At 65.2% G+C, this 24,754-nt stretch carries 22 protein-coding genes and 2 pseudogenes; 9 read left to right on the top strand and 15 right to left on the bottom strand.

The features are described from left to right. From EJV47_RS09325 to rny, 3 genes are all read left to right on the top strand, one after another. Entirely contained in the window at positions 1-297 is a 297-nt protein-coding gene (locus EJV47_RS09325; RefSeq protein ID WP_126692876.1) for a hypothetical protein, read from the top strand. Positions 298-343: 46 nt separating this feature from the next. Continuing rightward, positions 344-634 (top strand): cell division protein ZapA, encoded by a 291-nt coding sequence (locus EJV47_RS09320; protein ID WP_111480020.1) that lies wholly within the window; start codon positions 344-346, stop codon positions 632-634. Positions 635-859: 225 nt separating this feature from the next. After that, entirely contained in the window at positions 860-2,524 is a 1,665-nt protein-coding gene (rny, locus tag EJV47_RS09315; protein ID WP_126692875.1) for a ribonuclease Y, read from the top strand. A gap of 109 nt (positions 2,525-2,633) precedes the next feature. On the opposite strand, the gene EJV47_RS09310 is transcribed toward rny, so the two are convergent. Then, positions 2,634-3,323: a hypothetical protein gene (locus EJV47_RS09310; RefSeq protein WP_126692874.1), complete on the bottom strand. Its 690-nt coding sequence runs from the start codon at positions 3,321-3,323 to the stop codon at positions 2,634-2,636. A 217-nt stretch (positions 3,324-3,540) separates the two neighbouring features. Between EJV47_RS09310 and EJV47_RS09305 the strand changes: the two genes are divergently transcribed. Further along, a complete protein-coding gene (locus EJV47_RS09305) occupies positions 3,541-4,287 on the top strand; it encodes a hypothetical protein (protein WP_126692873.1) in 747 nt (248 codons plus the stop codon). Between the two features lie 6 nt (positions 4,288-4,293). On the opposite strand, the gene EJV47_RS09300 is transcribed toward EJV47_RS09305, so the two are convergent. The 3 genes from EJV47_RS09300 to EJV47_RS09290 form a co-directional block, all read right to left on the bottom strand. After that, on the bottom strand, positions 4,294-5,130 hold the full coding sequence (locus EJV47_RS09300) for a hypothetical protein (RefSeq protein WP_126692872.1): 837 nt from the start codon (positions 5,128-5,130) through the stop codon (positions 4,294-4,296). Between the two features lie 290 nt (positions 5,131-5,420). Then, on the bottom strand, positions 5,421-6,926 hold the full coding sequence (glpK, locus tag EJV47_RS09295) for a glycerol kinase GlpK (protein ID WP_126692871.1): 1,506 nt from the start codon (positions 6,924-6,926) through the stop codon (positions 5,421-5,423). Between the two features lie 214 nt (positions 6,927-7,140). Further along, complete coding sequence (locus tag EJV47_RS09290) at positions 7,141-8,766, bottom strand: glycerol-3-phosphate dehydrogenase/oxidase (RefSeq protein ID WP_126692870.1); 1,626 nt, start codon at positions 8,764-8,766, stop codon at positions 7,141-7,143. A 162-nt stretch (positions 8,767-8,928) separates the two neighbouring features. Here EJV47_RS09290 and EJV47_RS09285 point away from each other — a divergent pair, with 162 nt between their 5' ends. Further along, positions 8,929-9,744: a hypothetical protein gene (locus tag EJV47_RS09285; protein ID WP_126692869.1), complete on the top strand. Its 816-nt coding sequence runs from the start codon at positions 8,929-8,931 to the stop codon at positions 9,742-9,744. A 21-nt stretch (positions 9,745-9,765) separates the two neighbouring features. Here the strand turns inward: EJV47_RS09285 and EJV47_RS09280 are convergent, their stop codons facing one another. The 5 genes from EJV47_RS09280 to EJV47_RS09260 form a co-directional block, all read right to left on the bottom strand. Beyond that, positions 9,766-10,542, bottom strand: a complete 777-nt coding sequence (locus EJV47_RS09280; protein ID WP_126692868.1) for a hypothetical protein — start codon at positions 10,540-10,542, stop codon at positions 9,766-9,768. Positions 10,543-10,576: 34 nt separating this feature from the next. Next, positions 10,577-11,512, bottom strand: a complete 936-nt coding sequence (locus EJV47_RS09275; RefSeq protein ID WP_126692867.1) for a hypothetical protein — start codon at positions 11,510-11,512, stop codon at positions 10,577-10,579. Further along, a complete protein-coding gene (locus EJV47_RS09270; RefSeq protein WP_126692866.1) occupies positions 11,509-12,639 on the bottom strand; it encodes a hypothetical protein in 1,131 nt (376 codons plus the stop codon). Before EJV47_RS09270 ends, EJV47_RS09275 begins: the two co-directional genes overlap by 4 nt. After that, complete coding sequence (locus EJV47_RS09265; RefSeq protein ID WP_243651085.1) at positions 12,636-13,184, bottom strand: RNA polymerase sigma factor; 549 nt, start codon at positions 13,182-13,184, stop codon at positions 12,636-12,638. Before EJV47_RS09265 ends, EJV47_RS09270 begins: the two co-directional genes overlap by 4 nt. Before the next feature lie 460 nt (positions 13,185-13,644). Beyond that, positions 13,645-15,048 carry a mercuric reductase gene (locus EJV47_RS09260; protein WP_126692864.1) on the bottom strand — a complete coding sequence of 468 codons (1,404 nt, stop codon included), beginning with the start codon at positions 15,046-15,048 and terminating at the stop codon, positions 13,645-13,647. A gap of 113 nt (positions 15,049-15,161) precedes the next feature. On the opposite strand from EJV47_RS09260, the gene EJV47_RS09255 reads away from it, so the two are divergent. Then, positions 15,162-15,905, top strand: a complete 744-nt coding sequence (locus EJV47_RS09255; protein WP_126692863.1) for a hypothetical protein — start codon at positions 15,162-15,164, stop codon at positions 15,903-15,905. Between the two features lie 49 nt (positions 15,906-15,954). Here the strand turns inward: EJV47_RS09255 and EJV47_RS09250 are convergent, their stop codons facing one another. The 5 genes and pseudogenes from EJV47_RS09250 to sucD all read right to left on the bottom strand — a co-directional run bounded on the left by EJV47_RS09250 (position 15,955) and on the right by sucD (position 20,793). Continuing rightward, the gene (locus EJV47_RS09250; protein WP_126692862.1) at positions 15,955-16,989 is read right to left on the bottom strand and encodes a hypothetical protein; all 1,035 of its coding nucleotides are present in this window, start codon (positions 16,987-16,989) and stop codon (positions 15,955-15,957) included. A 217-nt stretch (positions 16,990-17,206) separates the two neighbouring features. Next, the gene (locus EJV47_RS09245) at positions 17,207-18,022 is read right to left on the bottom strand and encodes a hypothetical protein (protein WP_126692861.1); all 816 of its coding nucleotides are present in this window, start codon (positions 18,020-18,022) and stop codon (positions 17,207-17,209) included. Between the two features lie 467 nt (positions 18,023-18,489). Continuing rightward, a pseudogene (locus tag EJV47_RS09240) lies at positions 18,490-18,603 on the bottom strand (succinate--CoA ligase subunit alpha); the annotation flags it as partial. A 51-nt stretch (positions 18,604-18,654) separates the two neighbouring features. Further along, complete coding sequence (locus EJV47_RS09235; RefSeq protein ID WP_126692860.1) at positions 18,655-19,389, bottom strand: hypothetical protein; 735 nt, start codon at positions 19,387-19,389, stop codon at positions 18,655-18,657. A gap of 510 nt (positions 19,390-19,899) precedes the next feature. Further along, positions 19,900-20,793, bottom strand: coding sequence for a succinate--CoA ligase subunit alpha (sucD, locus tag EJV47_RS09230; protein ID WP_126692859.1), 894 nt, complete (start codon positions 20,791-20,793; stop codon positions 19,900-19,902). A gap of 280 nt (positions 20,794-21,073) precedes the next feature. On the opposite strand from sucD, the pseudogene EJV47_RS09225 reads away from it, so the two are divergent. Together EJV47_RS09225 and EJV47_RS09220 are read left to right on the top strand one after the other, a co-directional pair. Next, positions 21,074-22,051, top strand: a pseudogene (locus tag EJV47_RS09225) (PLP-dependent cysteine synthase family protein); the annotation flags it as partial. A gap of 73 nt (positions 22,052-22,124) precedes the next feature. Next, on the top strand, positions 22,125-22,541 hold the full coding sequence (locus tag EJV47_RS09220) for a response regulator (protein ID WP_126692857.1): 417 nt from the start codon (positions 22,125-22,127) through the stop codon (positions 22,539-22,541). Positions 22,542-22,801: 260 nt separating this feature from the next. On the opposite strand, the gene ade is transcribed toward EJV47_RS09220, so the two are convergent. Beyond that, entirely contained in the window at positions 22,802-24,466 is a 1,665-nt protein-coding gene (gene ade / locus EJV47_RS09215) for an adenine deaminase (RefSeq protein ID WP_126692856.1), read from the bottom strand. Between the two features lie 89 nt (positions 24,467-24,555). On the opposite strand from ade, the gene EJV47_RS27975 reads away from it, so the two are divergent. Beyond that, entirely contained in the window at positions 24,556-24,717 is a 162-nt protein-coding gene (locus EJV47_RS27975; RefSeq protein WP_165903677.1) for a hypothetical protein, read from the top strand. Positions 24,718-24,754 lie beyond the last annotated feature (37 nt).

The raw sequence follows: 24,754 nt of genomic DNA, 5'->3' as shown, positions 1-24,754 counted from the left end.
ATGGCCTCATCCCAGCAGCTGGCGCAGCTCGACCGATTGGAACGGCAGGTAACCACCTTAGTGGCTGCCTATCAGCAGATGCGCGAGGAGCTGGCCGATGCCCACACCACCATTCAGCAGCTGCAGGCGGAAGTGCGCGACCGGGACCGGCAGCTACGGGAGCACCAGAACCAGGAAAATATTGTTAAACTTGCTAATACCATAGCCGCCGAACCGGCTACCGCAACCGAGCTGAAACAACGTCTCAACGAATACATCCGCGAACTAGATAAGTGCCTTGCCTATTTGAGGGAATAACCTGCACCACCACGCCGACCCCACCCGAAACGCCCCCACGCCGACCGTGACCGAACTATCCATCAAAATCCGCATTGCCGACCGTGACTACCCCCTGCGGGTGTCGCCGCAGGAAGAGGAGCGTCTCCGCCTGGCGGGCCGCCTCCTGAACGAGCGGATCAAGGAGTTTCGCGAGCAGTACGGCATTCAGGACAAACAGGACCTGCTGGCCATGATTGCGCTGACCACCCTGGCCGACCGCATGAAAGCCTCCAAGGAAAAGGACGGCACCGACGCCGCGCTGACCGAACGCCTCGAACGCCTCGATCAGCTGCTCTCGTCGGTGGTACTAGCCTGACAGTAGTAGCATAGGTACTTGGCCGCTGGTGCCGAGTAGTCACGATTTGGGCCCGCGCCCCAGGCCAATAACCCTCCCTGGCCGTCTGACTTGCTCGCCGCTTTTGGCCGACTACAACCCAAAAGGACCCTGGGCAGACGGCCCGGTCTGGTATATCTGCCGTTGCGGCAGCCCATTCGACGCAGGCTATGGTGCTTGTTCCATCCTCCCCAACATCACCATACCATGCCCGAAATAATATACATCGTGCTGGCCGCGGTAGTCGCCCTCGTTGCGGGCTTCTTCATCGGCCGGCAGGTGGCCGGTAAAGCCCGGCAGGACGTAGAGGCGCAGGCCCAGGGCCGCGCCGCCGAGCTCTTGCAGGAAGCCGAAGCCAAGGCCAACCGCATCCGCGAGGAGCGCATTCAGCAGGCCAAGGACAAGGCCCGCCAGGTGCGCAATGAGTCCGAGCAGGAAATCCGCCGCCTCCGCCAGGAGGCCGACCAGGACCTAGCCCAGCGCCGCGAAGTAGTGGTGCAGCAGGAAGCCAGCGTGAAGCAGCTCACCCAGGCCTCGCAGCGTCAGCTGGAGCAGGTGCAGCGCAAAGAGAAAGAGCTGGACACGCTGCGCGAGAAACTCAGCAACGACGCCCAGCGCCAGCAGGAACGCCTGGAAGCCCAGGAAGAAAAGCGCCGCGTGATGCACGAGCAGGTGGTAGCCCAGCTGCGCGAAGACCAGGAAGCCGCCGACGCCTTGCGCCACCAGCTGCAGCAGCAGCTCGAAGCCATTGCCGGCCTCACCGCCGCCGAGGCGCGGGAGCAACTGGTCGAATCCTTGAAGAACGAGGCCCAGATTCAGGCCAGCTCGTACATCAAGGATACCGTGGCCCAGGCCCGCCTCACGGCCACCAAGGACGCCAAGAAGGTCATCCTCGAAACCATTCAGCGCACCGCTGCCGAGCACGCCATCGAGAACTGCGTGTCGGTGTTCAACATCGAGTCGGACGACGTCAAGGGCAAAATCATCGGCCGCGAGGGTCGCAACATCCGCGCCCTGGAAGCCGCTACCGGCGTCGAAATCATCGTCGACGACACGCCCGAGGCCATCATCATCTCGGGCTTCGACCCGGTGCGCCGCGAAATTGCCCGCCTCTCCCTGCACCTGCTGGTGAAGGACGGCCGCATTCACCCGGCCCGCATCGAGGAAATCGTGGCCAAGACGCGCAAGAACATCGAGGAGGAAATCGTCGAAATCGGCGAGCGGACCATTGTCGACCTCGGCATCCACGGTCTGCACCCCGAGCTGATCAAGATGGTGGGCCGCATGCGCTTCCGCTCTTCCTACGGGCAGAACCTGCTGCAGCACTCCCGCGAAGTGGCCAACCTCTGCGCCACCATGGCCGCCGAGCTGGGCCTGAACGTGAAGCACGCCAAGCGCGCCGGCCTGCTGCACGACATCGGCAAGGTGAGCACCGAGGAGCCCGAGCTGCCCCACGCCATCCTGGGCATGGAGCTGGCCAAGAAGTACAAGGAGCACCCCGACGTGGTCAACGCCATCGGCGCCCACCACGACGAAATCGAGATGACCGCGCTGATTTCGCCCATCATCCAGGCCTGCGACGCCATCAGCGGCTCGCGCCCCGGCGCCCGCCGCGAGATGATGGAAAGCTACATCAAGCGCCTCAAGCAGCTGGAGGAAACCGCCCACACCTTCAAGGGCGTGAACCAGTGCTACGCCATCCAGGCCGGCCGCGAGCTGCGCGTTATCGTGGATGCCGACAACGTGACCGACGACCGCGCCCAGGAGCTGTCCAGCGAGATTTCGCAGAAAATCGAGAAGGAAATGCAGTACCCCGGCCAGATCAAAGTCACGGTCATCCGCGAAATGCGCGCCGTGGCTTATGCCAAGTAGAGCGAAGTGGTGCCACGACTCCGAAAGTCGTGGCCCCACTATCGTTGAACGACCTGATCAGAACGACGCCGGCCCGCCGCAACAGCTGTTGCGGCGGGCCGGCGTCGTTTCAGGGCTGCCCGCAGCCCAACTGCCCCAGCACCGTCGGCGATTTGATGTAGCCCGGCTCTACCGGCTGCCCGCCCAACAGCCGCTGCGCCGCTGGGGTCGGGGTAGCCCAGGCCGCCGATTCCCGCAGGGCCGCGCTGACCTGCCGACGCCAAGTGGCGTAGGCGTCGGGCTGCCGGTCGATGTACAGGGCCCGGGTGAAGGCGTCGACCTGCTGGTGGTACCAGGCGCAGGCCCCATTGGCTACCGATACGTAGTGGATGTACACCGTACCGTAGGCGCGGGTGCTGTCCTGCAGCCGCTGCAGGGTGCGCCGGGCCTGCCGGGCCGCCAGCTCGGCCAGGTCGAAGACAAGCCGCTCCCGGGCCAGCACGGCCGTGTCGGTGCTGAGCGTGGCCGATTGGTCTTTCAGCCAGATGGCGGCGAAATAGGCCTTTTCCAGCCCAGGGCCCCGGTCGCGCCGCCGGGCGGGCACGTCGAGCACGGAGCTGAGGCTGATTCGGGAGTCGGCCTGCAGGCCGGCTTTGAGCTGCAGCTCGCGGAGCCTGGCTGAGGGCGGGGCCTGAAAGTCGGCGGGCAGCACAGGCTGACCGGGCTGCCAGGCCTTGCGGGTGGGCGTGTCGAGCGACTGGGCCGCGAGCGGGCCGGTAGTCAGCAGCAGCATGAGCAACAGTGGGAAGCAGTAGCGCATCAGGCGGGGAGAAGGATCAGTTTGACCTCAGGATGCGCCCGCCGCGGCTATTCCATAAGCCGTGTGCTGACTGGCCGCCGGCGCCGGCAGATGGACCGCGGCGACTTGTCAGACGCAAGCACCTGATTGGAAATTACAAAGCAGGCACAAGCTGCCGCCCGGCGGCTTGCGCTTTTGCCTGCTTTTTCTGCTATTGAGGCCTGATACTCCCGCCCCGATGCGCCACGCTATTCCGCTTCTCCTATCAACTCTGACGGCCTGCACCATCTACACGCCCCTGCAGCCGCCGGCGCCGGATATCCAAGCCAAGGGGCAGATGCAGGCTGGCCTGGGAGTGCGCATGAGCACGCATGTCGAGGGCTCGGCTGTGTACGCCCCACTAAACCATGTGATGGTGCGCGTAGCCGGCGGCGGCACGCCGTTGCCAGCGAGCGGGCCTACGCTGAAGTTTGCCAGCGGCCAGATCGAGGGCGGCTTGGGCACTTACTGGCCGCTAGGTCAGCACTGGCTGGCCGGCGGCCTCGGTGGTCTGGCCGCGGGCCGGAGTCGTTTGCATTACCCGCAGAGCGCCGAACTGGAAGACTACCGGGCGCGGTTTCGCCGCTCTTACGGCGAGGTGTATTTGCACCACTACATTTCACCCTACGTAGCGCTGGGCACGAGCTACCGCCTGAACCAGGTGCGCTACTCCACTTTCACCAACGCGGGGCTGCCGACGACGGTACGCTCGGTGGTGCGCAGTGAGCCGTTGCTCTTCGTGCGGGCCGGCGACGACCTCCGCACCGAGGCGGGGGCCATTCAGGCGCAGCTGTCGGTGGGTTTGTCGATGGCGCACGGGCCGCGGGAGCGGCTAATGGATGACATCATACTGGACCTGCCCATGCACCGGGCGAAGTTCAGCACCTTCTACACGACGCTCAGTGTGGTCATTCGCCCGCACCTGCTGCGCCGCAAAGCGCAGTAGCAGGCGCTAATCCACGTCCTCGCAGTCCGTGCGGTCAATCTTGGCGAACAGCTTCTCGAATGCCACCCAAGGCTTCTGCTCGTCGGCCACGTCGACGTACTGCCGGTGCTCGTTGGCGCAGTTCCACCAGCCAAACAGCATCAGCCGCAGCCGGGCGTAGCGCAGGGGCTGGGCCGAGGCCAGCTGAATCTGGTATTCGGCTTCCAGGTTTTCCGGCAAGCCGTTGTTCTTTTTCTGCTCATCCACCAGTTCCCGCCAGGCCCGTAGCAGCTGCAGGCTGTCGGGCGACGTCAGCGCCTGCACGTAGCGCTGGCACTTGCCCGCCCGCGGCGCGCTTAGCAGCAGCTGCGGCTCGAAGTAAGCCCGCAGGGTGAGCTTGCGCAGCTGGTACATTTCTTCCTCTTCCCGCTGGCGCAGCTGTTTCAGGCGCTGCCAGTAGGGCAGGGGCACCACTTGCAGCGCCTGCAGCTCGGCGCGCTCTTTCTGGTGCTCCTGTTCCAGGCGCTGCAGGCGGCCGGTGATGGAATCGGGCGCGAACTGCTCAATTTCCCAGATGGATTCCCGGTGGGTCGGCGTCGCGTACGGAAAGTTCACCAGCACGTAGGAGTCGCGCAGCTGGGCCGCCGAGTACTTGCCCGGGGCGAAATACCCGTGGTAGCGGCAGACGTCGTCCTCCCAATCGAAGCGTTGTAGGGCAGTGCCGACGGTATCCGGAGCTGCGGCCGGCGGCGGGGTGGTCGGGGCCGAGGATGGGGCCTCAGTCGCCTGCTCGGCGGGTTTATCGGGCGAGGAACAAGCCGCAGCGAGCAGCAGCGCGGCCAGGGATGTGGCAAGACGGTTCAAGGGCATCAGCAGTAGCGGCCGGCAAGTTAAAAAGTCAGGAAAGATGCCCCTCGAACGCCATGCCGCACCCGTCGCGCATCAAACGAGCAAGGAACCGGAGGTCGAGGCGGGCCGACGTCGGATAGTAACCGTCATACTTTGTCTGGCGTCTGCGAAGTCGAAGCATCTCTACCGCTTCGTCTGGCTCCCCTTCTCCTTTTCGAAGAGGGGGCCGGGGGGGAGGCGCAACGTCAGCCCGCGAGATGCTTCGCTGCGCTCTGCATGACGTTCAACCCTAATTCCCCAATCACCTATTCCACCTTATCGGCGGCCCAGGCGCGCACGGCCCGCACCGCCCGCTGCCACTCGGCAATGCCCGCCGCTATGCCTGCCCGCTCGGCCTGCGGCTCGAAGGTTGTATCGGCGGCGTTCAGCTGCTGTAGCTCGTCGAGCCCGCCCCAGTAGCCCACGGCCAGGCCGGCCAGGTAGGCGGCGCCCAGGGCGGTGGTTTCGAGCAGGCGCGGGCGCACCACCCGGGCCCCGAGCACGTCGGCCTGCAGCTGCATGAGCAAGTCGTTGGCCGCCGCTCCGCCGTCGACGCGCAGCTCCCGGATGGGCAGGCCCGCGTCGGCCTCCATGGCCCGCAGCACGTCCAGCGTCTGGTAGGCAATGGCCTCCACGGCCGCCCGCGCCAGGTGCGCCGCCGTGGAAGCCCGCGTCAGGCCCAGTACGGTGCCGCGGGCGTGCTGGTCCCAGTGCGGCGCCCCGAGGCCCGCAAACGCCGGCACGAAGCACACCCCGCCGCTGTCGGGCACCTGCCGGGCCAGCTGCTCCACCTCGGCCGCCGAGCGGATGATGCCCAGCTGGTCGCGCAGCCATTGCACCACCGCCCCGGCCATGAAAATGCTGCCTTCCAGCGCGTACTGCACCGGCTGATTGCCCAGCTGCCAGGCCACCGTGGTCAGCAGCTGGTGCTGCGAGGGGCGGGCCTCCGGGCCGGTGTTCATCAGCATAAAGCAGCCCGTACCGTAGGTGTTTTTCACCAGGCCCGGCGTGGTGCACTGCTGCCCGAACAAGGCCGCCTGCTGGTCGCCGGCCATGCCCGCCAGCGGAATTTTGGAGGCAAACACGGTGGTTTTGGTGGCGCCGTACACCTCGCTGGAGGCACGCACCTCGGGCAGCACGCTGGCGGGAATGTCGAACAGGGCCAGCAGCTCCTCGTCCCACTGCCGGCGGTGAATGTCGAAGAGCAGGGTGCGGGCGGCGTTGCTCACGTCGGTGATGTGCCGCTCGCCCTGGGTGAAATTCCACACCAGCCAGCTGTCGACGGTGCCGAAGGCCAGCTCCCCGGCCTCGGCCTGCCGCCGGGCACCCGGCACGTTATCCAGAATCCAGCGCAGCTTGGTGGCCGAGAAGTAGGCGTCGAGCAGCAGCCCGGTTTTGCGCCGAATCAGCGCCTCGTGGCCGGCGGCGCGCAGCTCGTCGCAGTAGGCGGCCGTACGCCGGTCCTGCCACACGATGGCGTTGTAGACGGGCCGCCCGGTGCGCCGTTCCCACACGATGGTCGTTTCGCGCTGGTTGGTGATGCCGATGGCGGCGATGCTGCGGCCGTTCTGCCCGGCCTTTACCGTCGCCTCGGCCGCCACGCCCGCCTGCGTGGCCCAGATTTCCAGCGGGTCGTGCTCCACCCAGCCCGGCCGCGGAAACAGCTGGGTAAACTCCTTTTGCGCCTGCGCCACGATGCGCCCCTGCTGGTCGAAGAGAATGGCCCGGGAGCTGGTAGTGCCCTGGTCGAGAGCGAGGATGTACTGCGGCATGGCGGAAGGAGAAGCGGAAGAGAAGCAACGACGAGCAAGATAGAACGTCATCCTGAGCGCAGCGAAGGACCTTCCTCTTACCCCGCACCAGCGCTGATACCAACGAGCAGACATTAATCGGCTGAAACGGTAAAGCGCAGCCACTATGCCCGGACGATGGGGCGTTGGTGGCTGCGCTTTCCAGTTGGTGCAGGGTGCGAGGAAGGTCCTTCGGCTACGCCTCAGGATGACGTTCTATTTTTTCCAGCTGATACTGCCGCGCCAGCGCCGTAAAGGCGGCCACCTGCGCCTGCTGCCAGGCCGCGTCGTGGCCCAGCTCGGTGGCCAGCAGCTCGGCTACCACCTGGGCGGCGCGTTCGGCTGCGGCCGCGTCGAGAAAGAGCAGGCGCACGCGGCGGGCCAGCACATCTTCCACCGTACGGGCCAGCTCGTAGCGGGCGGCCCACACCACTTCGGCCCGGCTGAACTCCGCTTCCGGCACCAGTGGCTCGGCCAGCTCAGGGCGCTGCTGCATGAGCTGCTGCAGGGCCGGCAAGTCGCTGCCGTACACGTAGAGGTGGCTGCGGCGGTCCGTCGGGGCCTGGGCACCGTGGATGCGCAGGCCAGCCGTCTGGCTGGGCCGCGGGGGCAGCCCGCCCACTTCGATGGCGCGGTCGACCACGTCCTGGCCCATGCGGCGGTAGGTGGTCCACTTGCCGCCGGTGATGGTGAGCAGGCCCGCCGCGGACACCAGCAGCTTGTGGCTGCGCGAAATTTCCTTGGTCTGGGCCGAGCCCTTGGTGGGCGCCGCCAGGGGGCGCAGCCCGGCGAAGACGCTGCGCACGTCGGCCCGCTGCGGTGGCCGGGCCAGGTAACGCCCGGCGGTGCGCAGAATAAACTCGATTTCCTCCGCCAACGCCCGCGGCTCCGCGCTGATGGCGTCCAGGGGCGTATCGGTGGTGCCCAGCACCACGCGCCCGTGCCAGGGCACGGCAAACAGCACCCGCCCGTCCTCGGTCTTGGGAATCATCAGCGCATCGTCGCCGGGCAGGAAGGACTTGTCGACCACCAAATGCACGCCCTGGCTGGGGCGCACCAGCGGCGGCACCTCGGGCTGGTCGAGCCGGCGAATGTCGTCGACGAAGATGCCGGTGGCGTTGACCACCACCCGGCCGCGCAGCTCGTACGGGCGGCCGGTTTCGGCGTCCTCGGCCCGCACCCCGCCGATGCGGCCCTGCGCGTCCTTGAGCAGGCCCGTCACCGGGAAATGGGTGAGCACCGTGCCGCCCTGCTCGATGACGGTCTGGGCCAGGTTCACGGCCAGGCGCGCGTCGTCGAACTGCCCGTCGTGGTAGAGCACGCCGCCGCGCAGGCCCTGGGGGCGCAGGTTGCCCAGGCGGCGCAGCGTGTCGGCCCGGTTGATGTGCACCGACGCGCCCAAGCTCAGCCGGCCGGCCAGCAAATCGTATAGCTTCAGGCCGATGGTGTAGAAGGCGCCGCCCCACCACTGGTAATTCGGGATAATGAAGGCCTGGTTGCTGACCAAGTGCGGGGCGTTTTGGAGCAGCAGGCCGCGCTCGTACAGGGCCTCGCGCACCAGCCCCACGTCGCCCTGGGCCAGGTAGCGCACCCCGCCGTGCACCAGCTTGGTACTGCGGCTGCTGGTGCCCTTAGCCACGTCGTCGCGCTCCAGCAGCAGGGTGCGGTAGCCGCGGCTGAGCGCGTCGAGGGCCACGCCCAGCCCCGTGGCCCCGCCGCCAATGACTATCAGGTCCCACTCGGGCTGGGTGCCGAGCTGCTGCAGCTGAGCAATGCGGCTGAACGGATTCTTGGGGGCGGACGACGAAGGCAAAAGGGGCATAAGGCGAAGGTGGAAGGCGGGCGCGCCGCCAGGGCTACAACGGAAGAGCCCGCCCCGCGGCTGAAAACCTGCCCAACTGGGCTCGGCGCTGACAACCTTCCGGCCACCAGCCGGCTCTGCTCAGTATCCAGTACCCGTGTTTTTAAGTTACGCCCGCTGCCTATGCTGCTACGTTTACTCCGCTTTCCCGCCCTGCTCGGGCTGACGGCCTGCTCCGTCTACACCCCGCTGCAGGTGCCCGCTCCCCTGATCGACGGGCCGCGGCAGGTCGAAGTCAGCGGCGGGCTCAATACCCTCGGCAGCCTGCAGGGAGCAGCAGTTTATTCGCCCTGCGCCCACGTGCTGCTGCGCGGCGCCGGGGCCTTCGGCAACCTCACTGGCAGCGACACCCGCGACTCCGTGACGCTGAATACTGAGTTGCGGACGCGGCAGCTGGAAGCGGCGCTGGGCACTTACTGGCGCCCCAGCCCGGCAGTGCTGCTCGGGGGCTTTGCCGGCTACGGCCTGGGCCGGGGCGCACACTCGTATTTAAAGCTCAGCGGGCTGCGCGGGGCGCTTTTTCGGGACCGTAGCCAAGATTCCATCTGGACCTACCAATACCAGGCTCGTTACCGGCGGCTGTTTGCGGAAGCTTACCTGCACTGGTTTGCCGAGGATCTGATGTCGGTCGGAGTGGCGTACCGCATCGACCACGTGCGCTTCCGCCGCTACGTCAATGCCGAGGTGCCCACCGACTTTCGGCAGATGTGGTACCACGAGCCGACGCTGTTTTTTCGCTTCAGCGGCTCCCGCCAGCCCGCCGACGACTGGGTCAACGCCCAGTTAGGTTTCGGGTACGGCTTTTCGCCGGGGTTCCGGCTGCCCGAGGAGCGCGCCGGCAACCGCGCCGCTACCGAGGCGCGCAAGAGCCGGCTGTCGATTACCCTGAGCCTGGTGTTTCAGCCCCACCTGCTCTGGCAGCGGCCACGCCGCGAGTAGCAGAGGGTTGAGCCGGCCGTCTTAGCGCCCCAGCGCCAGGCCGATGCGCAGGTTGAAGCGCAGGCGGAATCCTAGCTGCAGTGCGTCCTCGTCGGGGGTGAGCAGGATGGGCAGGCCGCAGTTGAAATCGACGAAGCCGTACTGGCCCAGGCGGCGCTGCAGCCCGTACTGCAGCATGCCCGTCACGCGTACCGGCTTGCCCAGGTTCACGTAGTTGTAGAACGGGGAGAGGTGGGAGTGTTTGCCCAGCCCGGCGCCCAGGCCCAGGCCCACGTAGTTGGCGGAGAAGTTGCTGGCGCTGCGGCCCCGGCGGATGCGCCGGTTGAGGTTGTAGTAGTAACGGCCCGCCACCTGCACGCGGCCCGTCAGCACGGTGTGGGCGCGCCCGTCCACGGTGTCGCGGCGGTAGTAGTTGAAGATGTCGGGGCTTACCTCGCCCATCACCGACCAGGCCGTGCCCAGCTTCCGCTCGTAGGCCAGGTGCAGGCCGTAGCGGGTGGCGCGGTCGGGAAAGCCGAAGTTGTTCAGCCCGATTTTAAACAGCTCCCGCTCCTCCACCTGCAGGCGCGTGAGCCGGGTGTAGCCGTTAGCTTCGGGCTTGATGGGCGGCCCCAGGGGCTCGGGCATGGTTTCTTCGCCGTAGCTGATGCGCGAGGTATCGGGCGGGGCGGTGGTGGGCTGCTGGGCGGCGGCCGCGCCGGCCCGCAGCAGGGCCAAGAGCAGCAGCAGCCAGCTCAGGCGGCGGGGTGAAAACCAGGAAGAGGGGAGAAGCCGCGGGAATAAGGAGCGGGGATTCATAGCGCAGAGAGGCAGGGGCGGAGCAAGGAGGAAATTACCGCTTTATCAGCAGCGGCGACGTTTCCAGCGTCAAGGGGGCGTAGGAGGTGATGACGCGAATCAGCGGCAGGCGGGCCGCGTTGGTGCGCAGCGTCTGGGTGCCGCCCAGCTTGCGCACCGCACCCGTGAGGGTGGCGGGCACGCTGAGGGTGCTGTGGCTGCTGCTGAGCGTGTAGTTGAACAAGCCCAGCTGCGGCACCACCACCTTCACCTCGGTCCGCTCGGCGTCCACGGTGGCGCTTTTCAGCTCGGCGGTGGGCTCCAGCAGCACGCTGCCGTAGCGGTTGCGAATGGCGTAGTTGCCGGCTATGCCGGTCAGCTGCACGGCCGACTTATCCGCCTCGCAGCTCAGGCCCATGTTCAGGTTGGTGCCCGTCACGTCGGCGAAGCGGCTGACGATGAGCAGGCTGCCGCGCAAGTCGTGCAGGGTAATCTGGCCGAAATCCTGCTGCAGCTTCTGCCGGCCGGTCAGCTCCGTCAGCGTGGTCTGCCCGTAGGCGTTGACCACATCCAGGTTGTTATCGGCGGGCATCTGCACGGTGTACTCGGCGCGCAGGTCGCTGCGGATGGCCGGGGCGCCGGCGGCCACGGCGAAGTAGTTCACCAGGTCGATGACGGGGCCTTCGCGGGCAATCTGGTAGCGGGCGGCGGGCAGCTCTTTCTCGGCCACTTCGCGCTCGGGGTGGCGCGCAATCAGCCGTAGCACCACCCGCACGGTGGGCTTGTCCCAGCCCTGCACGCGCAGCGTGGCTTTTTCGGCCCGGATGCGCACCACGGTGTTGGGCGGGCAGGGCAGCGCCTGCTCCACCGTGCGCGTGACCACCTGCACCTTCACCTGCGCCCGCACCGCCGGTACGGCAATCAGCAGGCCCAGCAGCAAGAGCAGCAGTACGCGGCCCGGCGCTTTCCATGTCAGCAGGGCCGTCCTCATGAAATCAGCATCTGAATAAGCTCGCGGGTGACGGTGGCCTTGAGCGTCGTCACGCGCACCTGGTCCTGCACCAGCTCCGGGGTATTGCCGAAGCGGCGGGCATCCTGCTGCAGGCGCTTTTCCTCAGCCTCCAGCTCGGTGAGCTGGTTGCGCAGGTCCCGAAACTCGGTGCTGCGGCACACCGTGGGCAGGGAGGTGCAGTGCGCGTCGATAAACGAGACACCCTGGGTTTCCAGCGCGTCGAAGCTGGCGTAGCTTGGCTGGGGCTCGGCGGGCATGGTTACCACTTCCTCGCTGTAGCTAATGGTTTCGCGGGCGCCGCCGGGCGCGGCCACCTCCACCTGGGCTACGGAAGGCTGGGCGGGCGCGGCCCCGCGCTGCCACCACACCAGGGCCACCAGCACCACGGCCGCGGCCGCGCTGGCCGCCACCTGCCACATGTGGCTGGTCCAGAGGCGGCGCAGCGCGGGCGCGGGGGCAGCGTGCGTAGCCGCCGGAGCAGCTACGGTATCCGTATCGGCGGCCACCGTCAGCGGGGCGGCGGCGGGCGCGGCTTCGTCGAGGCGGGCCGCAATGGCGCCCCACAGGTCGTCGTCGGGCTCGTGGGCGGGCAGGAAGGTGGCGGCCCGGTCGAGGGCCCGTTCGCCGCCCAACTGGCCCTGAATGCCGTGCCACAGGGCCTCGTCGGGCTCGTGCCGGGGCAGCTCGTGCAGGGCGCGCTGCAGGTGCTGCTGCCCGCTCAGGTGGTCCTCGATGAGGGCCCACAGCTGCTCGGGCGGCGTGTGCACGGGCAGCGCCAGCAGGGCCCGGCGCAGGGGCTCGTCGCCGGCCAGGTGGGCCTGAATGCGCAGCCACAGCTCCTCGGCGGGCTGGTGCAGGGGCAGGCCCAGAATGGCGCGGCGCAGGTTCTGCTCGCTCTGCAGCCAGCTTTCGATGCGCAGCCACAGCGCGGCATCGGCGTCGTGCCGGGGCAGGCTGAGGATGGCGCGGCGCAGGTTATACTCGCCGGCCAGGTAGTACTCGATGCGGGCCCAGAGGGCCTCGTCGGGGTGGTGGCGGGGAAGGTTCAGCAGAGCCCGCCGCAGGTTGTGCTGCCCGGGTTCGGGCAGGTCGGGAAGGTGGCTCATGCGTACAGGTGGTGGAGTTTTACTTGCAGCAGCTTCTTGGCGTGAAACAGCTGCGACTTGCTGGTGCCCTCCGAAATGCCGAGCATCTCGGCCACTTCGCGGTGCATGTAGCCTTCTACTTCGATGAGGCAGAAGACGGCGCGGTAGCCCGCCGGCAGTTCGTTGATGGCTTTTTCGAGGGCTTCGCCGGTGAGGTTGTCGTGCCAGGCTACCAGGGGCTCGGCGTGGCGGTCCGCGTCGTACACTTCCATGCGCTGCTCGCGCTTGAGGATGCGCAGGGAGGCCCGCACCACGATGGTCTTGATCCAGGAGCCCAGCGTGGCCTCGCCCCGGAAGTTGTCGATCTGCCGAAACACGTCGACGAACGACTCCTGCAGCGCGTCCTGGGCCAAATCCCGGCTGCCGAGGATGCGCAGCGCCGAGGAAAACATGGCCGATTTGTAGCGTTGGTACAGCTTGTACTGCGCGGCGCGCTCCTGCGCCCGGCAGCCGGCCAGCAGCAGTTGCTCTTCGGAAAGTTCTTCGGACACGGACAGCAGGTTCACGGGGAAGGGGCTTTGGCTGAATGTGCTGCCCCCCGGCGCAAAGGTTGGTTGCGGGCCGAAAATAATTGCCGAATCCTGCTGCCCGCGGGCGGGAAGGCCATCTTTCACCCGCAATCCTCCGTCCCGCAAGATGGAACGGCATCTTTCACCTGAAACCCTTCGCCCCGCGAGATGGAAGACCATCTTTCAAGTGTAAGATGCCATTACATCTTGCGGTAACGGCATCTTACGCTTGAAAGATGGTCTCGTAAAGCTTTGTAACGGCATCTTTCGCGCACTCGCTCGGCTATTGCCGAGTGAGCCACCCGTAGCTCGGCTATGCCGAGCAGTCGTCCGCGCCGCGTGGTCATTGCCGTTCAGGCGGCGCGGGGCCGCGCTCGGCACAGCCGAGCCACGTAGGCCTCACTCGGCAATAGCCGAGCGAGTGCGCCAGGTGCGCCCCACGTGCGGAAGACGCGCTTTACTTTCCCGGTTCCAGGCGGCTGAACAGGTTGTTTAGCGCCTCGGCCCAGGTGGGGTGGGCCAGCACCATGTTCTGCAACTGCGGGTACTTCAGCCGCCCGGCCATGGCCAGCTGCAGCATACTCATTATCTCGCCGCCCTGCTCGCTGAGCACGGCCGCGCCCAGCAGCCGGTCGTCGGGGCCCACCAGCACCTTGATGAAGCCGGCCGGGGCCTCCGTTTCGCGCGCCCGCCCGATGTGGTACACCGGCAGCGTGCCCACGCGGTAGGCCACGCCCTGCTGCCGGGCCTCGCGCTCCGAGAGGCCCACGCGCCCGAGCTGCGGCTCCGTGAATACCACGTAGGGCAGGGGCCGCTCCTTGGTCGTGCGCGTCTTGCCGTGCAGCACCGCGTCGCGCACGATGCGGTAGTCGTCGTAGCTGATGTGGGTGAACTGCGGACCGCCCTTCACGTCGCCCAGGGCGTACACGCCGCGCACGCCGGTGCGCAGCCGCTCGTCGACCCGGATGTAGCCCTTCGCGTCGGTTTCGATGCCGGCCAGGTTCAGGCTGAGCGTCTCGGTAGTGGGGCGGCGGCCGGTGGCCACCAGCAGGTGCGTGCCGCGCAGGCGCCGCTCCCCGGTGCGGGTATCGGCCGTGAGGGTCACGTGCCCGTCGGCCCCGCGCGAGACGCGCCGCACCTGGGCGCCGAGCACAAACTCGATGCCCTCGTCTTCGAGCAGCTTCTGCAGCTCCTGCTGCACGTCCTCGTCTTCGCGGCTCATCACCCGCGGCTTGGTATCGACGATGGTCACGCGGGCGCCAAAGCGGCGGTACATCTGCCCGAACTCCAGCCCGATGTAGCTGGCCCCGAGGATGAGCAGGTGCTCGGGCAGCTCGGGCAAATCCAGCAGCGTCTCGTTGGTCAGCGCCCCCACCTCGGGCAGGCCCTCGATGTCGGGCCAGGCCGCCGTGGTGCCGGTGTTGATGAAAATGAGCGGGGCCGTCAGCCGCCGGGCCTCGATTTGCTGACTGGGCGTGACCATAAGGGTGCGCGGGCCCACGAAGGCCGCATGCCCGTGCAGCACCGTAATGCCCTCGTGCTCCTGGGTCAGGTTCTTGCGGATTCCTTCGCGGTGCAGCTGCACCAGACGGTCCTTGCGGGCTATGATGGCGGCCATGTCGATGACCGGCTCGGTGGCCGGCAGGCCCAGCTTATCGGCCGTGCGCAGGGCGTGGGCGCGGTGGGCGGCGGCCAGTAGGGCCTTGGTGGGCGAGCAGCCGTAGTTGATGCAGGAGCCGCCCAGGTGCCGGCTTTCGATGAGGGCCACGCGCCGGCCGGCGTCGGCCAGGGCGTAGGCCAGCGGGTTGCCGGCCTGCCCCGAGCCGATGATAATGGCGTCGAAACGCTCCGATTCAATCATATTAGCGGTGTGGTTGGGCCGGAGCGGCGAGTAACAGGTAGCCTCGGTGCCCGGCCCTGCATACAACGAAACGCCGCCGCGGGCGTTGCTTACTCACCCCAACCGCTGCTTGCATGGCCCTTCGCCCCGTTGCTTCCTTTGCCTGCCTCACCGCGCTGCCCCTGCTAAGCGGCTGCGCCTCCATTTACTTTCCGCCGCCCGCCGCCGCGCCCATGCTCACCCAGAAGGGTGAGTTCAGCGGCGGCCTGCACACCAACTGGAAGGCCAACGTCTCGGCCCAGGGCGCCTACGCCGTGGGCGAGCATATCGGGCTGATTGGCACGGCCTCGTTTCTGCACACCAACGGCAAGCGCAAAATCTACGACCAGGACTTCGGCGAGCTGGGCGTGGGCTACCACACGCGCTTCGGGGCCGAAAAAAGCCGCATTCTGGAGGTGTACGCCGGCGCCGGCTTTGGGCACGGCAAGCGGGTGGAGCGCCTGAGCAGCGGCGAAATCACCAAGTCGGTGGAGGCGCGCATGGAGAAGTACTTCGCCCAGGTAAACTACACCAAGAAAAAGCGGGAGCAATTCGACTTTCTGGGCCGCACCTGGCAGTTCCGCTACGGGGCCGCCCTGCGCCTGAGCTACCTCAACACCCCCGAGCTGATCCTGAACGGGCAGCGCATTCCGGGCGAGGACAACATCTTCTTCGAGCCCGTGAGCTACACCCGCATCGGCCTGATCGGCCCGCTGAAGTTTCAGGCCATGAGCGGCTGGAACTTCGGCCTCAAGAACCGCAAGTACCTCACCGCCGGCAACTCCGTGTTCAGCATGGGCCTGATCATCAACGTCGGCGGCGACGGGCGGGGGGAATAATGCTCTGCCCCGCATAGAACTGAGGAGTCGGCTCTGAATGCGGGTTTCCTTACAGTTCCTCCACTTCCAGCACCAGCTCGTAGTTGGCCGGCGAATAATCGGAGTGGGGGAAGCGTTGGCGCATCTCCGCATAGTAGGCCTGCTGGCTCTGCCACCGCCGGCTGCGGTACTGCCAGCTGTGGCCGCCGGCTTCGTTGGGGGCGGTGCGCTGGGCCACGGCGGGGTAGTCCTCGGCCGGTACCAGGCGGGTGGGGCCGCCGGCCGGCTGCACTTCCACGAACTGATTAAGCGTCGTGCCCTTGCGCTTGGGCTCCTTGGAGTTGAAGTCGGTGCCGGTTTCCGGGTGGCCCTTGCGGTACTCCAACATCCGGGCGCGCAGGGCCGTTTCGTCGGGGCTGCTGAGGGAAGTTGCCACTACGAACAGTCCCCCGGCGGGCACCAGCAGCTCCGCGTCGCAGGGTAGCCGCAGCCACCCGTTGTCGTGCCCCTCCGACTGCGCGGGCGTGATAAGCCAGGATTGGGCGGCGAAGTCGGCGGTAGGGGCGCCATCGGGGCCTGGCAGGGCTAGGTGCACGCGCAACTGACCCTTGGGAAACTGCCGGCGGTCGGTGAACATGCCCGCCGGACCTTCCGGAAAGCGCTGGCCCAGCCGCACGCGCACGGCCCGGATGCGGTACTGGCGGGTGCTGTCGGCGGGGCGGTAGTGCACGGCTACCTGCTGGCCCGGAATCAGACCCTGGACAAAAGCGTCCTGGGGCCAGCGCGACTTGCCGGCGTAGCGCCACAGAACTGCCCTGGGCTGGGCGCGCACCTGCACGCCGGGCAGGGCCGTGGCCTGCGGCGTGAGCCAGAGCGTGTCGGCGGCGGGGGCGGGCTGCCAGAGCCGCGACTGGTAGCCCACGTGGCTGAGCTGCAGGCGCTGTGGGCGCGCGGGCAGGCTCAGGCGGCCGGCGGCGTCGGGGCGCAGGGTGCGGCCATCGGCCTGCACGGTGGCGGCGGGCAGGGCGGCGCGGGTGCGGGCATCGGCCACTACTACGCGGTAGGGGGCCTGTTGGGCGCTGCTGGCCATCTGCGGCCAAGCCATGCCAACGGAGAGAATGATGAGCAATGACGGCCGTATCATCTCAGAAAATAAGCGGAGTGTTGCCTGGCAGCACAATAGACAGCAGAGCCTGACAAAATATTGAATAGTGGCAAATCTATATAAAAAGCTCCGGCGCTATGCCGGAGCTTCTGCCTGGCGGAAAGCGGCCCGCTGAGCCGTCACCTGCCCGGTTGGTGGTGCCAACGATGTCTTCGCGTTAGTCAAATACGACTTCCAGCATGGGAATGGGAGAGCCGACTTTTTCTGGCAGCCACTCGCCCGTCTTGGGAATGCGGTACCACACCTCGGCAGCTTCCCCTGTGTAGTTGGCGCCCCGCAACTGCGGAAACGAATCTATGTCAACGGTGCGCACTACTTCTTGAGGTTGCCCGCGCCGCATGATTTCATAATAGCCCATCTTACTGTGGCGGTCGGGCGGCAGCCGGTTTCCCTTTACCTCGTCCGGTTGCTGGCCCACGCCTTCCACCACCAGAAAAAAGCCTTCGGGTGGGACAATCAAATGGTGGTTCGTCCATTGCAGCGTGAGGGTGCGCCGAGAACGACGCAACGTGCGGGTGTCCAGCACAACCTGCTCCGGAAGCAGGTTGTCAGTGGCGGGCTGCCCGTCGGCGAGCACCGAGGCCACGCGCACCCGCAGCCCGCCATCCTGGATGCCGCCGGGATGCTCTAGGTGCACGCGCAACTGCCGCAACTCATGGTAGCCGGCCCGGGGGTGGCGGAAGCGCACGGCGCTGCCGTTGCCCGGGGCAATCACGTGCCAAGTGCGGCGGTCTTCGGGACCCGAAGCCAGGGTCAGGCGGTCAATGCGGTCCTGAATGCTGACATCTGGCAGCACTATAACCCGGGCAGAATCGGGGCGCTGCTGCGCGCCTGCTGAAAAATCCGAAAGGCAAATTGCGGTGAAAGCCGCCATTAATCTCATGTAGAATACACTCATGTGGTCGTCAAACAGGCTTTTTAACAAATTTTTGTTGAATAAAAAACAACGAATATGATAGGGTTTAATTAGCATTAGTTAAAAGATAAACGAATTGAGATGGGCGGCAGTTTATCAAGACAAACTGCCGCCCATCTCAACGAATCAAGGCGTCACTTCTATGCACTTGCCAACTGGGATGAACATCGCATAGCTTTGCCAGCAACATGTGCGTGACGCTCCTTCGCCTTCGCATTTCTGCTGGTCGCCCCAGAAAGAACGTCCGGCAACGTAAATTACTCCATCATCACCCTTCTCTGTCTGGGCATTAACGGTCAACGCAGTTGCCACTAAGCCAGCGGCCAGCAGAGAAGCCCGAAATTTCTTTTTACGTCAGTTCAATAGTTGAAATACAATTGCCTACTCTCTTACCGCTTTTCGGCATCCGCGGGCTAGCGGCGTAAATATATATGGCTATGTTTTAAAAAAACAAGCTATTATCTATAAAAAAAGCAGCGGCGGGACTACCCCGCCGCTGCTTTTTCAATAAAAGGCGCAATAGATTACGCCTCTACTTTCTCGTCTTGCAGCACGCGCAGCATGGTATCGCCGATTTCGGCCGGCGTATCCACCACGTGGACGCCGCACTCGCGCATGATGGCCATTGGGGCCGGGGCGTTGGCTGCTTGTTAGCTTAGGCTACGGCTAGGACGCACAGGGCCGGCGGGTTATTCAAATACCGCTTCCAGCATTGGTATCGGGTTACCGATTTTGGCCGCACCCCACTCACCAGTTTTGGTATTACGCCACCATACGTCCGCGCCGTCGCCGGTGTAGTCCGCACCCCGCAGCTTCGGAAACCAATCTACATCTACCACCCGCAACGTTTCCGCGGAATTACCCACGCGCTTGATTTCATAAAATCCCAGCCGATGATGGCGGGTGGGTGGCAATTTTCCCCCAATCACCTCATCGGGCTGTTGCCCGACGCCCTCTATGATGAGAAAAAAACCTTCGGATGGCACCGTCAGGTGGTAATCGGGCCAGTGCAGGGTGAGTACGCGGCGGGAGCGGCGCAACGCCCGCGTGTCCAGCACCACGGGCTGGGGTAGCAGATTGTCGGCGGCAGGCTGTCCGCTAGCCGTTACCGACGCCACCCGCACCCGCAGGCCACCGTCCTTGATAAACCCTGGTGCATCAAGGTACAGACGCAACTGACGCAGTTCGTGGTAGCCCGCACGCGGGTGCTGGAACCGTACCGCGCAGCCGCTGCCCGGCGCGACTACGTGCCAGGTGCGGCGGTCTTCCGTACCAGAAGAGACAGAAAGCCGTTCGATACGATCCTGAATGGCTACGTCGGGTAGCACAATAACGCGGGCGGAATCGGACCGAATTTGTGCAAAAGTGGGGGCGGCCAACGAGAATGCCGATAGTGTCGTTATGGTTGCTAAAATTGTGTTCATGTTGTGAAATAAAATGGAGACGCATCTCACAATCATGTAGTTAAAAACGGCAGTAAGAAGTGTGAAAAGGCGGGCGGCAAGCCATGCCACCCGCACCAAAGCAAAATCTAATCAAGGATTGGATCCGACCGGTATGCATTTTCCCACAGGCAGAAACAACGCATAGCTCTGCCAGCAGCACGTCGTGCCATCAGGTGCGCAAATGCGCTGGTCGCCCCAGAAAGGCCGCCCAGCAACGTAGATTACGCCGTCCTCACCCGTTTCCGTTTGTGCATTGACCGTCAGTGCAGTTGCTACCAAGCCAGTTGCTATGAGAAAAGCCCGAAGCTTCTTTTTCACGTCAGTTGAATAGTTGAAAAACAATTGCCTACGCTCTTACCGCTTTTCGGCATCTGCAGGCTAGCGGAGTAAATGTATATATCTATATTTTAAAACAACGAGCGTTTGCAAATAAAAAAAGCAGCGACGGAGTTACTCCGTCGCTGCTTTCGCAATAAAAGGCGCAATATATTACGCTTCTACTTTCTCGCCGTTGAGCACGCGCAGCATGGTGTCGCCGATTTCGGCCGGCGAATCCACCACGTGGATGCCGCACTCGCGCATGATGGCCATTTTAGCGGCGGCCGTGTCGTCGGCCCCGCCGACGATGGCCCCGGCGTGGCCCATGCGGCGGCCGGGAGGCGCCGTCTGGCCGGCGATGAAGCCCACTACGGGTTTCTTGTTGCCGGTTTCCTTGATCCAGCGGGCGGCTTCGGCTTCCATGCCCCCGCCGATTTCGCCGATCATCACGATGCCCTCGGTTTCGGGGTCGTTCATGAGCAGCTCCACGGCTTCCTTGGTGGTGGTGCCGATGATGGGGTCACCGCCGATGCCGATGGCCGTGGTCTGGCCCAGGCCGGCCTTGGTCAGCTGGTCTACGGCCTCGTAGGTCAGCGTGCCCGATTTCGACACGATGCCGATTTTGCCCTTGGAGAAGATAAAGCCGGGCATGATGCCCACTTTGCACTCCCCGGCCGTCATCACGCCCGGGCAGTTCGGGCCGATCATGCGCAGGCCCTGGCGGCCTTTCAGGTACTCCTTCACCGCAATCATGTCCTTGGTCGGAATGCCTTCGGTGATGGTCACGATAACCTTGATGCCGGCGTCGGCGGCCTCCATGATGGCGTCGGCGGCAAAAGCCGGGGGCACGAAGATGATGCTGGTGTCGGCGCCGGTTTCGTTCACGGCGTCGGCCACGGTGTTGAACACGGGCCGGCCCAGGTGCTGCTGGCCGCCTTTGCCCGGCGTCACGCCGCCTACGACGTTGGTGCCGTAGTCAATCATCTGCTGGGCGTGGAACGAGCCTTCGGAGCCCGTGAAGCCCTGCACAATCACTTTCGAGTCCTTATTGACCAGTACGCTCATGTGGGAAGGTGAGTGAAGTAATTCAGAGGAAATGGCCGCCTACGGCGAGCCGGCGGCAAAGGTAGGCTTTTCGGCGGGCGGGGAAATGGTGAGGTGGTGAAATTGTGAAATGGTGAGTGTCGGCAGGGAGGTAAGTGTAGCTCTGTCAGGCGGGTATGCCATTGCGACGGGCTTGTAGGCTAGCGGCTGGGCTTCTTGGCGCCAGGTGGTCAAACTCACCATTTCACCACCTCACCATCTCTCCTTATCCGTACCTTTGCGCTTTCCCAATCTCCCTCCCATGTACCTCAACAACATCGTTGAAGCCATCGGCAACACGCCGCTGGTCCGGCTCAACAGCGTCGCCAAAGGCATTCCCGGCACCATCCTGGCCAAGGTCGAGTACTTCAACCCCGGCAACTCGGTGAAGGACCGCATGGCCCTGCGCATGATCGAAGACGCCGAAAAGGCCGGCATCCTCAAGCCCGGCGGCACCATTATCGAAGGCACCAGCGGTAACACCGGCATGGGCCTGGCCCTGGCCGCCATTACCAAGGGCTACAAGTGCATCTTCGTAATGTCGGACAAGCAGAGCAAGGAAAAGCAGGACATCCTGCGGGCCGTGGGCGCCGAGGTGGTGGTGTGCCCCGTCGACGTGGAGCCCGAAGACCCTCGCTCGTACTACTCGGTGGCGCGCCGCCTCAACCAGGAGACGCCCAACTCCTTCTACCCCAATCAGTACGACAACCTCTCCAACACCGCCGCGCACTACGAAACTACCGGCCCCGAGCTGTGGCGGCAGACGGAAGGCAAGATTACCCACTTCGCGGCCGGTGTGGGCACGGGCGGCACCATCTGCGGCATCTCGAAATACCTGAAGGAGCAAAACCCCGAGGTGTTTGCCCTGGGCCTCGACACCTACGGCTCGGTGTTCAAGAAGTACAAGGAAACGGGCATCTTCGACAAAAACGAAATCTATCCTTACAAGACGGAAGGCATCGGCGAAGACATTCTGCCCAAGAACGTGGACTTCGATATGATTGACCTGTTCCTCAAAGTCGGCGACAAGGAAGCGGCCCTGATGACGCGCCGTCTGGCCAAGGAAGAGGGCCTGTTCGTGGGCTGGTCCTGCGGCTCGGCCGTGCACGGCGCCCTCGAATACGCCAAGGAAAACCTCAAGGAAGAGGATACGATGGTCGTTCTGCTGCCCGACCACGGCACGCGCTACCTCGGCAAAATCTACAACGACGAGTGGATGCAAGCGCAGGGCTGGCTCGACTAATTTGAGTATCTTAGTAGTCCCGACTGCAAGGAGTGGCCGGCAGATTCACTCACGCTAACTGGTTAACGTCATGTCGCCCAAGCTAAACCAGGTCGTCCTGATTGACGACAACGAAACCACGAGCTTTCTGAACAACCGCTTGCTGCAGCGCCTGGATCTGGCCGAAAATATCCTCTCGTTTACCAACGCGGAGCAGGCTTTCCACCAGATCTGGGGTCCCGCCGCCCCCGCCACCGACGCCGCCCCGGCCCTGGTATTCGTGGACTTGAAGATGCCCGGCATGGATGGCTTCGAATTCCTGAACCAGTATAGCCGCCTGGCCCCCGAAGTGCGCGAAAAGACCGTCATGGCTGTGCTGACTACCTCCATGCACTCGGCCGATACCTCCCGCGTGGCCCAGTACGAGGGCGTGGAGTACCTGGCCAAGCCGCTGACGGAGGAAAAGATGCAGAAGCTGCTGGACAAGCGTTTCTCGCAGGCCAACTAAGCGCACGACTACTAACCTGAAAAGGGGCGCCCGGTACGCCGGGCGGCCCTTTTTCGTGGCTGGCGCCGGTTTAGCCGTCGAAGACGGCGTAACCGGTGCCTAGCATAAAGCAGGTTTTCAACCTGCGTGGAACGTTACTAAGGTTGGGCGGTGCCGCTCTTCCAAGCGCCGGACGCAGGCTGAAAGCCTGCCTTATGGTGGGCACCGGTTACGCCGTCTTCGACGGCTAAACCGGCGCCAGCCACGGGCCAGCTACGAAGCTACACCAGCACCGGCACAAACTCGAATTTCTCCCCGTCGAACAAGCCTTTGTCGCTGAGCTTGAGGGCGGGAATAACCAGCAGGGCCATGAACGACAGGGTCATAAACGGGGCGCCGAGCGGGCTGCCGAGCTGCTTGGCCAGCTGGTCTACGGCGGTGTAGGCCTCGGCCACGGCATAGCCTTCCCCATCCGACATCAGGCCGGCCACCGGCAGCGGCAATAGCAGCTCCTCGCCGTCGTCTCCCACGGCCGCTAGCCCACCCTTGGCCTCGATAACCAGGTTCACGGCGCGGGCTAGTGCCTCGTCGGAGCAGCCCACGGCGGTGATGTTGTGCGAGTCGTGGCCCACGCTGCTGGCCAGGGCGCCGCGCTGCAGCCCGAAGCCGCGGATGAAGCCCGCGGCCGGGGCCGCGCCAGCTTCGTAGCGGTTTACCACCGTAAGCTTGAGCACGTCGTGGGCCACGTCGGGCTGCACCTGGCCCTGCTGCACGGGCAGGCTGGCCGGGTCGGCGGAGGTGATGAGCTGACCGTCGTAGCAGCGGATGGCGCGTACCTGGGCGGCCGTGGCGGTAGCATCGGCGGCGGGCAGGGCAAAGTCGGCAGCCTGCACTGGGCGGGCGTGGAAGTTGTTGGGCGCTGCGTGCCGGGCCGTCGGCAGCAGTGTCCGGCCGTTTTCGGCCACCAGCTGCCCGCGCAGGTAAGTCTGCCGCACCCGGAAGTCCTGCAGGTTGTCGACCACGATAAAGTCGGCCGCGTCGCCCGGGCGCAGCTGGCCCACGTCGAGGCGGTAGTGCTGCACCGGGTTCAGGCAGGCGGCCTGCAAGACCTGCCACACGTCGATGCCGCGCTGCACGGCCCGGCGCACCAGCGCGTCGATGTGGCCCAGCAGCAGGGAATCGGGGTGCTTGTCGTCGGAGCAGAACATGATCTGGGCCGAATGCTCGGGCAGCAGGTCCACCAGCGCCTCGAAGTTGCGCGCCGCCGAGCCTTCCCGGATCAGGATGTGCATGCCGGCGGCGAGCTTGTCGAGGGCCTCGTCGGCGGTAAAGCATTCGTGGTCGGTGCTCAGGCCGGCGGCGGCGTAGCGGCGGGCATCCTCGCCGCGCAGGCCGGGGGCGTGGCCATCGGCGGGGCGGTTGTACTGCCGAGCCAGCGCAATCTTGCGCAGCACGTCCGCGTCGCCGTGCAGCACGCCGGGCCAGTTCATCATTTCGGCCAGGTAGCCGATTTCGGGCCGCTGAAACAGCTTTTCGATGTCGTCGGCGGTGATGGTGGCCCCGGCCGTTTCGAAGATGGTGGCCGGCACGCACGAGGGCGCCCCGAAGCAGAAGTGGAAGGGCGACTGGCGGGCGTTGTCGAGCATGAACTCCACGCCGGCCACGCCCAGCACGTTGCCGATTTCGTGCGGGTCCGACACGGTAGCCACCGTGCCGTGCACCACCGCCAGGCGGGCAAACTCGGCCGGCACCAGCAGGGAGCTTTCCACGTGTACGTGGGCATCGACGAAGCCCGGCAGGGCGTAAGGCAGGGCGGGGTCGGCTTCGGTAGCAGCTTCGTAATCAAGGGCCGTGATGCGGCCGGCGGCCACGCGGATGGTAGCCGGGCGCACCGTGCGGGCGGGAATATCAACGACGTTGGCGCGCAGGGAAAAATCAGCGGACATAAGCGGGAAGGAGGGAGCTAAAACAGGGGAGGGGCGCGTTACAGCAGCCGGGCAAAGAAGGGTATCTTTGTCTGAAAATCCATTGACCGGTGAAAAAGACGCTGACCCTGCTGCTCGCTGCCTTCACGCTGGCTGCCTCCGTGCCCAGCCTCAGCAGCTGCGCCCGCCGCACGCCCCAGCAAAAGAAAACCGCCTCCTACAAGCGCAAGGCCCGCGGCGGCCACACGCCCTGTCCCTGCGACAGTCACTAACGGCCCCCTGCCCCGCTCCCCCACCAATTACCCCTAT

Origin of the sequence: Hymenobacter gummosus, from assembly GCF_003970915.1 — a bacterium.
In the GTDB taxonomy this organism is placed as follows: domain Bacteria; phylum Bacteroidota; class Bacteroidia; order Cytophagales; family Hymenobacteraceae; genus Solirubrum; species Solirubrum gummosum.
This window is presented reverse-complemented; position numbering and strand designations above follow the sequence as displayed.